General features: G+C 34.8%; 7 protein-coding genes. 1 reads left to right on the plus strand and 6 read right to left on the minus strand.

Going from position 1 to position 11,784, the window contains the following annotated elements; translation table 11 throughout:
* Window positions 1-216: 216 nt before the first annotated feature.
* The gene (locus ABD077_RS19930; protein WP_343913994.1) at window positions 217-1,011 is read left to right on the plus strand and encodes a DUF8213 domain-containing protein; all 795 of its coding nucleotides are present in this window, start codon (window positions 217-219) and stop codon (window positions 1,009-1,011) included.
* A 118-nt stretch (window positions 1,012-1,129) separates the two neighbouring features.
* Here ABD077_RS19930 and ABD077_RS19935 read toward each other — a convergent pair whose 3' ends face one another.
* The 6 genes from ABD077_RS19935 to ABD077_RS19960 all read right to left on the minus strand — a co-directional run bounded on the left by ABD077_RS19935 (window position 1,130) and on the right by ABD077_RS19960 (window position 11,778).
* Window positions 1,130-2,938, minus strand: coding sequence for an acyl-CoA dehydrogenase family protein (locus ABD077_RS19935; protein ID WP_343913995.1), 1,809 nt, complete (start codon window positions 2,936-2,938; stop codon window positions 1,130-1,132).
* A 32-nt stretch (window positions 2,939-2,970) separates the two neighbouring features.
* The gene (locus tag ABD077_RS19940) at window positions 2,971-4,161 is read right to left on the minus strand and encodes an acetyl-CoA C-acyltransferase (RefSeq protein WP_299899521.1); all 1,191 of its coding nucleotides are present in this window, start codon (window positions 4,159-4,161) and stop codon (window positions 2,971-2,973) included.
* Window positions 4,162-4,246: 85 nt separating this feature from the next.
* Window positions 4,247-6,652 (minus strand): 3-hydroxyacyl-CoA dehydrogenase/enoyl-CoA hydratase family protein, encoded by a 2,406-nt coding sequence (locus ABD077_RS19945; RefSeq protein WP_343913996.1) that lies wholly within the window; start codon window positions 6,650-6,652, stop codon window positions 4,247-4,249.
* A gap of 18 nt (window positions 6,653-6,670) precedes the next feature.
* Window positions 6,671-7,126, minus strand: a complete 456-nt coding sequence (locus ABD077_RS19950; RefSeq protein WP_299607627.1) for a MarR family winged helix-turn-helix transcriptional regulator — start codon at window positions 7,124-7,126, stop codon at window positions 6,671-6,673.
* A 193-nt stretch (window positions 7,127-7,319) separates the two neighbouring features.
* Window positions 7,320-9,092, minus strand: coding sequence for an AMP-dependent synthetase/ligase (locus tag ABD077_RS19955; protein WP_299607625.1), 1,773 nt, complete (start codon window positions 9,090-9,092; stop codon window positions 7,320-7,322).
* A 274-nt stretch (window positions 9,093-9,366) separates the two neighbouring features.
* The gene (locus ABD077_RS19960; RefSeq protein WP_343913997.1) at window positions 9,367-11,778 is read right to left on the minus strand and encodes a M14 family metallopeptidase; all 2,412 of its coding nucleotides are present in this window, start codon (window positions 11,776-11,778) and stop codon (window positions 9,367-9,369) included.
* Window positions 11,779-11,784: the final 6 nt, after the last annotated feature.

Genomic DNA, 11,784 nt, shown 5'->3' on the forward strand with positions numbered 1-11,784 from the left:
TTTATAGTATTTCGGTAATTTTTAGGATTTTACCAGTACGTACTGCTTTTTGCTGCATCCTTCGTATCTTCTAGAAATCATAGGTTTAGAAGCTTTAGGTCTAAAATTAAAGATTGTCTATACGTTATAATAGATTAATGTTTTCATAATATTTTCTTTGTACTCAAAGGATTTTACTAGGGTATCTTTAAGGAACCAACTTAAATATATTTTATTATGAAAATTCATTTTAGATTTTACGGATTATGTTTTTCGTTTTTATTAGTACTATTTTCCTGTGATAAACAAGAAGATATACAAACAAAAGAAGTACTTGGTCTAGAAGTACACCAAGAAGATCATTTAGAAGGGAATAAAGAACTAAATGGCTTTCAGATTGGTTATAAGGTAACCAGTAAAGATTTAAATTATTATCAGGTTAAAGTTTCTATTAATGATGTAAGAATTACAGCTTCAATAGATTACAGTAATGAGTTTATTGAAATTGATGGAAAAAATGTAATGCTTTCTACCAAAGAAAAAGAGACGCTATTGATGTTAGGAGAAGAGTTATCAATGTATTTATTTAAAGATGGTTCTGTAGATAATTTTACAATGGCGGAGTTTACCTTATTACGATTATTAGAGTATTGGGCGAAATCCCCGAATAATTATCGTTACGAGAAAATCGTAATAAAAGGTTCTCAAACAAACTTGTCGAAAGGTAATGATGAAGGTATTACCTGTATTAGAAAGAACACCTATGTTACAGCCGAATATGATGATAACAATGGACAATCCTTTAGTGATCGAAAACTAGTTAATGGGGAACGTTGCTTGGGACGTTGTGGATCTGGATGCCCTGGAATTTTTACTATTGCCAGTGCTTGGACTAAAGATTGTTTAGATCATGATCAATGTGGAAGAGTGCTTGGAGGAAGTACGAATCCTTTTGATAGAAATTGTGGAGATGAGTATGGACAAGCTGCTGATGACTTCCTTTTTGGTGTGATCCGTGGTTGTAGAGGATAATTATATAATTATAACCAATAAAAAACCGCCTTTCCCCAACAGAAAGGCGGTCTATTAAATCAAAATTAAACAACTTTCCTAGTTTTAATCCTTAGGATAGGATATATTAAAGTTATTATTAGAAGCAGTATCCGTTTTCTGCGGCTACTTTATCTGCAATTTTAGTTCTTAATGCAACCACATTAGGTTGGTTTGCATATTTAGTAAAACGCTTAAGTCCCATAAGCATCATACGCTGCTCATCACCTTCAGCAAAAGAAACGATCGCTTCTTTTCCTTTCTTGATAATAATATCTACCGCATTGTATAAGTATAATTGAGACATAGCGATCTGGATTTCCTGAGAATCTTCTCCAAAACGCTTAGCATTTTTCTCTGTACGTAAGATGGTAGATTCAGCCATATATATTTCGATAAGAATATCTGAAGCAGCCATCAATAATTGTTGGTGCTCTTCTAATTGTGGACCGAATTTCTGAACAGCAGAACCAGCTACCATTAAGAATACTTTCTTAAGTTTAGCAATGATCTCTTTTTCTTCAGAAAATAATACAGAATAATCTGGAGTATCGAAAGAAGGAATTCCTGTTAGTTCATCAGCAACTTTCATTGCTGGCCCTAATAGATCCACATGTCCTTTCATTGCTTTCTTTACTAACATTCCAACAGCTAACATTCTGTTGATTTCGTTAGTACCTTCATAGATACGAGAAATACGAGCATCTCTCCAAGCAGATTCCATAGGAGTATCTGCAGAGAATCCCATTCCACCAAAAATCTGGATACCTTCATCAGTAGTATTCTGAACGTCTTCAGAAACTGCAACTTTTAAAATAGAACACTCAATCGCGTATTCTTCAACTCCTTTTAATTCAGCTTCTTGGTGTGTATTTCCTTCCGCTTGACGGATAGCAATTCTATCTTCGATATTTTTAGCAGCTCTATAAGAAGCAGATTCATCTGCATAGGTATTGGTAGCCATTTCAGCAATTTTAGCTTTGATCGCTCCAAAGTTCATAATTGGAGTCTTAAACTGAATACGCTCATTAGCATATTTTGTAGCTTCACCAATTACTCTACGTTGTGCATCTAAACAAGCTGCTGCTAATTTGATACGCCCAACATTTAATGCATTCATTGCAATTTTAAATCCGTTTCCTCTTTCGGATAACATATTTTCTACAGGAACTTTAGTGTCGCTAAAGAATACCTGACGAGTAGAAGAGGAGTGGATTCCTAATTTCTTCTCTTCATCACCTAATGAAATTCCATTAGAAGGATCATTTTCTACGATAAATCCGGTGATGTTTTTATCATCTCCGATACGAGCAAATACGATAAATACATTACAGAATCCTGCATTAGAGATCCACATTTTTTGACCAGAAATTAGGTAGTGTGATCCATCTTCTGATAATACAGCTTTTGTTTTACCAGAGTTTGCATCAGAACCAGCACCTGGCTCCGTAAGACAGTACGCTCCAAACCACTCACCAGAAGCTAATTTAGGAACATATTTTTGTTTTTGTTCTTCATTACCATATAATGTAATTGGCATAGTACCAATACCAGTATGTGCTCCAAATGCAGTACTAAACGATCCTGTAGCACCAGAAATGTAATCACATACTAACATCGTAGAAACAAATCCCATTCCCAGTCCACCATACGCTTCAGGAACTGCTACACCAAGAAGACCAAGCTCACCAGCTTTCTTCATACATTCCTCTGTAAAAGCATAATCTTTTGATTCAAATCTTTCCCAGTGTGCCCAAAGTTCGCGATCAACGAATTCTTTAGTACTATCACGCATCATCTTTTGCTCTTCAGAAAAATCTTCTGGAGTAAATACATCTTCAGCTTTCGTTTCTTTAACAAGGAATTGTCCTCCTCTAAGAATGTCTTTATTTAAAGTTTCTGTACTCATTTTATTAGTGTTATTTCTTTATTCTAGTTTTTTTAATTCAAAAATTCAAAAATACCTGCAGCACCTTGTCCAGTTCCAACACACATGGTTACCATTCCGTATTTTCCTTTCATATCACGTTTACGCATTTCATCAAATAGCTGAACAGAAAGTTTAGCTCCTGTACATCCAAGAGGATGTCCTAAAGCGATGGCTCCTCCGTTTACGTTTACTATATCCTGATTAATATTAAGTTCGCGCATAACCGCTAAGGATTGTGATGCAAATGCTTCGTTAAGTTCAATAAGTTCTATATCGTCTTGCTTAAGACCTGCTTGTTTTAATGCTTTAGGAATAGCTTTTACAGGACCAATACCCATAATTCTTGGTTCTACACCTGCAGCAGCATAGTTTACTAATCTAGCAATTGGTTCTAGATTAAGTTCTTTTACCATGTCTTCGCTCATTACCATTACAAAAGCAGCACCATCACTCATCTGTGAAGAGTTTCCAGCGGTAACACTACCACCAGCAGCAAATACAGGACGTAGTTTTCCTAATACTTCTTTGCTTGTTCCAGCACGTGGTCCTTCGTCTTTAGTTACGGTATATGATTTAGATGCTTTTTTACCATTTTCGTCAACGTAAATTTGCTCTACATTGATTGGAACGATTTGATCTTGGAAACGATTTTCTGCCTGTGCTTTTAAAGCTTTCATATGAGAATTGTAAGCGAACTCATCTTGATCCTCTCTAGAAACCTTAAACTGATTCGCAACAGCTTCGGCAGTATTTCCCATTCCCCAATAATAATCTTCATGACCAGATTTTGCTAAATCATAGTTTAATTCAGTCTTATATCCTGTCATGGGAACAGAACTCATACTTTCTGCACCTCCTGCAATAATACAGTCTGCCATTCCAGCTTGTATTTTTGCAGTAGCCATACCAATAGTTTCTATTCCTGAAGAACAAAATCTATTAACAGTTACTCCTGGTACATCTATCGATTCTAATCCCATTAATGAAATTAAACGTGCCATGTTTAATCCTTGTGATCCTTCTGGCATCGCATTTCCTACGATCACATCGTCGATACGACTCTTATCTAGTTGAGGAAGTTCTTTCATCATGTGCTGAATTGTCTCAGCAGCTAACTCATCAGTTCTTTTAAATCTGAACACTCCGCGAGGTGCTTTTCCTACGGCTGTTCTATATGCTTTTACTATATATGCGGTTTTCATTTCTTTATGGATTTTTAGATTATTTGATTTTTAGATTGATAGGATAGTTGATAACCTTGCAATCTTGTAATCTAATTACTTAATGCTAGTTTCTTAAAGGTTTACCTTTTTTAAGCATGTGTTCTATACGCTCTAACGTTTTGCGTTCTGTACATAATGATAAGAAAGCTTCGCGTTCTAGATCTAACAAATATTGTTCTGTCACGAAAGTTGGTTCGGATAAATCTCCACCAGCCATTACGTATCCTAGTTTATTTGCTATTTTATGATCATGTTCTGAGATGTATTTACTAGCTTCCATAGAATCTGTACCTACTAAGAACATTCCTAGTGCTTGTTTACCAAGGACTTTTACATCTTTTCTTTTCACTGGCTGTGTATATCCTTGCTCAGCCATTAATTTAGCATATGCTTTAGCAGTAGCAATCTGACGATCTTTATTAACTACTACGATATCTTTTCCTTTTTGAAGAAGATTCGTATCAAATGCTTCGTAAGCAGAAGTCGATACTTTTGCCATTCCGATAGTTAAGAAGTGCTCCTGAAGAACATTTAGCTCTACATCATCTTTTCTAAAAAGATCCGATGCTCTTAGTGCCATCTCCTTGGATCCACCACCACCAGGAATTACACCAACTCCGAATTCTACTAATCCCATATAGGTTTCTGCTGCAGCTACAACTTTATCGGCATGAAGTGAAATTTCACATCCACCACCTAATGCCATTCCGTGAGGAGCAACTACTGTTGGGATAGCTGAGTAACGCATACGCATCATAGAATCTTGGAAGTATTTTACTGCCATATTCAATTCGTCATATTCTTGCTCAACAGCCATCATAAAGATCATTCCAATGTTAGCTCCTACAGAGAAATTAGCTGCTTGATTACCAACTACTAATCCTTGGAAATCCTTTTCGGCAATATCGATAGCTTTATTTAATCCTGCAAGCACATCTCCACCGATAGTGTTCATCTTACTTTGGAATTCTACGTTTAGGATTCCATCTCCAAGATCTTCAACTACAACACCACTGTTTTTGAAAACTTCTGTGGATTTACGGATATTATCTAAGATGATAAATGCATCTTGTCCTGGAACTTTTACTTGTTCTTTTTTAGGAATATCATAGTAATAAGTAGCACCTTCTTTTACAGTATAGAAAGAAGTACTTCCTGAAGCGATCATATCATTTACCCAAGCAGCTGGCTCATATCCTTCTGCCTTCATCATTTCGATTCCTTTTTCAACGCCTACGGCATCCCAGATCTGGAAAGGTCCATGTTCCCAACCAAAACCAGCTTTCATAGCGTCATCAATCTTATAAAGGTCATCTGTGATTTCAGGAATACGATTAGATACGTAAGCAAAAAGAGCAGCTAAGTTTTTACGATAAAACTCTCCAGCTTTATCCTTTCCTGCTACTAATACTTTAAAACGATCTACTACTTTGTCAATAGTTTTTGTCATTTCTAAAGTAGCAAAGGAAGCTCTTTTCTTTTCTCTATATTCTAAAGTGTCAAGATCTAAAGAAAGGATATCCTTTTTTCCTTCTGGAGAAACGTGTTTTTTATAGAATCCTTGTTTTGTTTTGCTTCCTAACCATTTATTTTCCATCATGGTATTGATGAAATCAGGAAGTTTAAATAATTCATGGCGTTCATCATCCGGGCAGTTATCAGCAATACCATTTGCCACGTGAACTAAGGTGTCAAGACCAACCACATCTACAGTTCTGAACGTTGCAGATTTTGGGCGTCCTATTACTGGACCAGTTAATTTGTCTACTTCTTCTATAGTTAATCCCATCTCTTTTACCATATGGAATAAACTCATGATACTAAAGATACCAATACGGTTACCGATAAAAGCAGGTGTATCTTTTGCTACAACTGAAGTTTTACCCAAGTATTGCTCTCCATATCCATTTAAGAACTCAAGTACTTCAGATGAAGTGTTTGGTCCAGGAATGATTTCGAATAATTTTAGGTATCTAGCAGGGTTAAAGAAGTGCGTTCCACAAAAATGCTTTTGGAAATCTTCACTTCTTCCTTCATTCATAAATTTAATTGGAATACCAGAAGTATTAGAAGTAATTAAGGTTCCTGGTGTTCTATACTTTTCTAAATTTTCAAAAACTTGTTTCTTAATATCAAGTCTTTCTACGACAACCTCTATAATCCAGTCTACATCAGCAACTTTTGCGATATCATCTTCCAGGTTTCCGGTAGTGATACGAGCAGCAAATTTTTGACTGTATATTGGTGAAGGTTTGGATTTAAGAGCGGCAGTTAGTGAATCATTTACTAACCTGTTACGAACCACTTTACTTTCTAGTGTAAGGCCTTTTGCCTTTTCTTTGTCGTTTAATTCTCTTGGTACGATATCTAATAATAGTACTTCGACACCGATATTGGCGAAATGACACGCAATACCTGAGCCCATTATTCCTGAACCAACGACTGCAACTTTTTTAATGACTCTTTTCATTTTTTTAACTTCTGGTTGTTAAGATGTTATAGATTCTTTATTCGTGTAAATTTTCTTTGTAGCTATGAGATCATTAATCATTTGAAAAACCTCTAAGAAAGTATCAAGTTTCTCTTTAGGAACATGCTTTCGTACAGCATGATCGAAAGTAAATACTACGTCTTTAGAAAAGTTTCTCATTTCTAACCCAAAAGGAGTTAGATAGATTAATACTCCACGTCCATCTTGAGGATTTTTCTTTCTGAAGATCAATCCTTTTTCTTCCATGGTTTTCAAAGTTCTTGATAGACTAGTGGCTTCCATACCCATTTTTGGGCCTAAAGAAGTAGATGGTGTTCCATTTTCGGGATCAATGCTTATTAAAGCAAATCCGGTTGCCATAGTACTTCCTTTTTTACTTGCTTCCTCGTTGTACATCTTGGCTACAGCCATCCATGTAGCGCGGAGTGCATAATCAATTGTTTTTTCTCTCATTCAGAAAATTTGTTATGCTGTAAAGGTAAGAAAAATTTATTATGCACGCATAATAAATTGGGTAAAAAATTACAAAAAGAGCAAGTAATTTACATTTTTCTGATGAATTAATAAAAAAACTCCCCATAAAATGAGGAGTTTACTGATTTAAAGTTAAAGTTTTACACCATACATTTGTAATCAGTGAATTGAATTAGCCATAAATCTTAGCGTATAAATCTTGGTATTTTGCCTTGATTACACGTCTTTTTAATTTCATAGTAGGAGTAAGGTGTCCAGCATCGATACTCCACTCATCTGCAGTTAGTTCAAACTTTTTGATGCGTTCCCATTTTCCGAATTTTTCGTTATGTTCGTCTACTTCTTCTTGGAAACGGTCAATTACTGTTTGGTTGGAAACAATTTCTTCATGAGTAGCACCAATCGAAATTCCTTTTCTCGTGGCCCAATCCTTTACAAATTCAAAATTAGGTTGAACGAAAGCAGCCGGCATTTTTTCTCCATCTCCAATGACCATAATTTGCTCTATAAAACGAGATTGTTTCATAGCATTTTCGATTACTTGAGGAGCAACATATTTTCCTCCAGAAGTTTTGAACATCTCTTTTTTACGATCTGTAATTCGTAAGAAACCTTCACCATCTATTTCTCCAATATCTCCAGTATGGAAATATCCGTTTTGTAACACTTCTTTACTTTTTTCTTCATCCTTATAATATCCCATCATCACTTGAGGACCTTTTACAAGAATTTCTCCGTCTTCTGCAATTTTAACTTCAGTTTCGGGAATCATTTTTCCTACAGTACCTATTTTAAAACCTCTATCGCGTACATCGTTTACAGATACTACAGGAGATGTTTCGGTTAATCCATAGCCTTCCATCACACTGATTCCAGCAGCGTTAAATACTCTGGCAAGTCGAGATTGTAATGCAGCACTACCAGAAGCAATTACTTTTAGATTCCCTCCTAAAGCTTCTTGCCATTTACTGAATATAAGTTTTCTCGCTATTCCTAGTTTCTTTTCATACCACCAACCGTTGGCTTCGTATGGCTCATATTTAAGACCTAATTCAACAGCCCAGAAAAATAATTTCTTTTTGATTCCAGTAAGATCTGTTCCTTTAGCAATAATCTTATCATATACTTTTTCTAATAATCTAGGAACCGCAGTCATTACATCTGGTTTTACTTCTTTTAAATTATCACTAATTGTTTCTAGTGATTCTGCGAAGTAAATACCAACTCCTCTGTATTGATATAAATACATCAACATTCTTTCATATATATGACATACAGGTAAGAAACTTAATGCTTTTGTTTCTCCGTCTACAATTGGGAATCTTGTAGAACTATGCAATGCATTGCTTACTACGTTTTTATGGCTTAGCATTACACCTTTTGGTCTTCCGGTAGTTCCGGAAGTATAAATCAAAGTTGCTAGATCGTCTTCTTTTACAGACGCCATTATTTTTTCTACCTCTTCTTGATTGCTGTCGTCTTTTCCAAGTTCTAAAACTTTATTCCAACTATCACAACCGTCAAGGTCAGTAAAAGAATATACTCCTTTTAGCGAAGGAACATTTCCTTTGATGTTATTTACTTTTTGTAAAACCTCGTCATCAGACACGAAGCAATACATAGATTCAGAGTGATTTAATACATATTCGTAATCTTCTTGAGAGATAGTAGGGTAGATAGGTACATCCTGAGCTCCAATTTGTAATACACCGATATCTACAATATTCCATTCGGTTCTATTATTTGAAGAAATAATAGCAACCTTATCATTTGGTTTTACACCTAATCGTAAAAGACCACGACTGATCTGATTTGCTTTTTCTACATATTCTTTCGTTGAAGTAGCCACCCATTCGCCATTGTATTTGGTGATTAGGGCTTTGTCTAGGTTATATTTCTCTAATTGATAATGTGGAAAATCAAATAATCTAGTAATTGTATTCATACGTTTTTCAGATAGTTTTACTCTGTTTTAAAGAACTTCGATCACTTGGTACGTTCTTATAAACATAACTGTAACCGTTATTATAAAGTTGCACAAAATTTTTGGTTTATTACTTAAAATTCTCTTACTTTTTAAATACAATAGAATTTTAAAAACTACTATGCGTGCATAGTTTCGCAAATTATAAAAAATATAACAATACACAACCCTAATATATAAAAAAAGGAGCTATCTTTTGATAACTCCTTAATTTTTATGGGTTTTAATTGAATTTTTATTGTTTTATAATTTTAAAAGTTTTTACACTTTCTCCTAGTTCAATCGTTAAAAAGTATAATCCTGCGTTTAATTTTGAAAGATCAAATTCTTGATTTCCAGAAGCTTGTTTTTTTGTCATTACTTCTTTGCCTACTACATCTTTCAATTGAATATTAAAATTACTTGTAGCGTTAGGTGTAATAGTTAGTATGTCTTTTAGAGGATTAGGGAATACTGTAAATTCAGACAATACGTTTTCTTCAATATCTAATGTGTTTTGATTTAAGGTATTTATAACGAGATCATCAAAGTAAAAACCGTCTCGTTCTACTTGATCATCTGATACGAATTGAAACCTAACTTTTATAGTTTCTCCAAGATAATCGCTCAGACTAATTTCTTCCAATACCCACTCAGTTTGGGTGCCATCGTATAAAGGTTCTCCAGTAGGTTGTCCTGCATTACTACTTCCAGAATTAGTAAATTTACCACATTGTGGAATCCAAGAAGCTCCATTATCTATAGATACTTCAAACTGAGTATAATCCCAATTATTTTCAATATCCCATTTGGCATAAAATTGAATAGTTGCAGCAATAACGTTGGTAAGATCAATACTCTGATCAAGTTCGATTATTTTGTTTTGGTTAGAACCATAATTACCACTTGGCGATTCGGTAATAGAGGATGAAGCAGATACAAATGTGGTATTGGTAGTGTCCCATCCAGTTCCTGTGAAATCATTTAGAGTATCGGCATTATTGTCAACCAATGCCTGAAAAGAACCAAATTTTTGAGTTACCCTTGTTGTATGCTTGATGATGCCTCCATTCACTTCTATATCATAAACGATTTCATCTCCCGCATCAATAGTGTTGTTTAAATTGATGGTTATTTGATCATTGATAGGATTTCCTATGGTAAGATTAGTGTAGCTTTTAGAAGCTCCAACGCTTTGGATATTGCCACTTATAGGAACGATGCTTACAGTAAAATTACCGTTGCCATTAAGTCCTAAACGATTTATAGTATAATCTGCATTAAAAGTTGTGTTATCACCTATGAATTCTGTCTGATTACTCTGCGCTTTTGCAAAATTATGAGTCATTTTAGCTGCAGTAATATTTAGATACATCATCTCTTTACAAATACCATCGATTAGATTAGATGTAGGCCAAAATGAAGTTCCTATTTCTGGTGCAAATCCAAAAATTCTATTATGAGGTCTTACGGTACCGCCGTACATATAATCAACACTTCCACCAGCAGCAACAGTTAAATCAGTGATAAGAATGTTGCTATAATTATTCTGTGATACTAATTCTTCTGAAATTGTTTGGTAGATATCTCCTTCTGGTGTCGGGTTATTGGGTTCATAACCATATGGCATTAATAGTAATTCGCCAGAAGTATGATTATCCATAGATATTGTAAAATTATGCTGTTCTATAAACCATTTCATAGCTTGCGTTTCTACTTCCGAAAATGCACTAGCACCTGCATAAATATTAGATGAGGTATCATTAGACGTTCCAACAGTGTTCCAGGTGGATGTAGCTGCTGTTCCATCTGTGTAGTGATCATAATTTCGGTTATTATCTACACCATGGGTGTTAAACCTATTTTTTCTCCATAAGCCTCCACCATTTGGGTTTGTAAGCTCATTATACAGATATCCATCTGGGTTTACCACAGGTATAAAGTACAATTGCGTATTATCCACGATTGCTTTGATTTCTGAATCAGTTTCATAGTTTTCTAGTAAATACCACATAAAGTAAATCAACTGTGATAAACTTGCAGGTTCTCTAGCGTGATGTATTGAATTGTATAATATTTCTGGTTCAGAAGGCTCATCTGTATCGGGGTTGTCCGAAATTCGAACCCATTGCAAAGCATTTCCCCCAATTGATGGTGAGACGCTATTATTGGGAGTTCCATTAGTTAAAAAAGTACCTACATCAGCTCTAGCGGTTATCAGATTCGGGTATTTGGTTTGCATTTCGTCCAGATTATCTAACATTTCCTGATATGTCAGATATCCTCCCATAGACCCTAAACTAAAATTTGAAGGTGTAGGGTATGTGATGATAGGGTTGTTATCTGTTGGACAAGAAAGGTTTTTAGTTGCGTTTTGAATTTTAGCAACTTTATTTTTTTTAAGAAAATCTGATGTGACATCTTCAATTAAAATGTCAAAATCTATACCAAGACGTTTAACAATTTCTATTTCTCTTTCAGAATAATCTGAAATGATAAAAACTCCTTGTTTATGAATTCCATGATCCATAGGAATCCCTTCTTTTTCTAAAAGTCTGTAATTGTAAACGTTGTTATATTTAATTTTAACTTTTTTATAAACGGAAGATTCCTGAGCTATTGCAAAACAACAAACAAAGGACATCAATATGAAAAGTACTGTTTTCATTGATTT

Origin of the sequence: Aquimarina litoralis (assembly GCF_039523995.1) — a bacterium.
GTDB classification, from domain to species: Bacteria; Bacteroidota; Bacteroidia; order Flavobacteriales; family Flavobacteriaceae; genus Aquimarina; species Aquimarina litoralis.

Excerpts from the sequence above, each read along its gene's own strand:
- ABD077_RS19930 (WP_343913994.1), top strand. The coding sequence starts at position 217 with ATGAAAATTCATTTTAGATTTTACGGATTATGTTTTTCGTTTTTATTA.
- ABD077_RS19935 (WP_343913995.1), bottom strand. The coding sequence starts at position 2,938 with ATGAGTACAGAAACTTTAAATAAAGACATTCTTAGAGGAGGACAATTC.
- ABD077_RS19940 (WP_299899521.1), bottom strand. The coding sequence starts at position 4,161 with ATGAAAACCGCATATATAGTAAAAGCATATAGAACAGCCGTAGGAAAA.
- ABD077_RS19945 (WP_343913996.1), bottom strand. The coding sequence starts at position 6,652 with ATGAAAAGAGTCATTAAAAAAGTTGCAGTCGTTGGTTCAGGAATAATG.
- ABD077_RS19950 (WP_299607627.1), bottom strand. The coding sequence starts at position 7,126 with ATGAGAGAAAAAACAATTGATTATGCACTCCGCGCTACATGGATGGCT.
- ABD077_RS19955 (WP_299607625.1), bottom strand. The coding sequence starts at position 9,092 with ATGAATACAATTACTAGATTATTTGATTTTCCACATTATCAATTAGAG.
- ABD077_RS19960 (WP_343913997.1), bottom strand. The coding sequence starts at position 11,778 with ATGAAAACAGTACTTTTCATATTGATGTCCTTTGTTTGTTGTTTTGCA.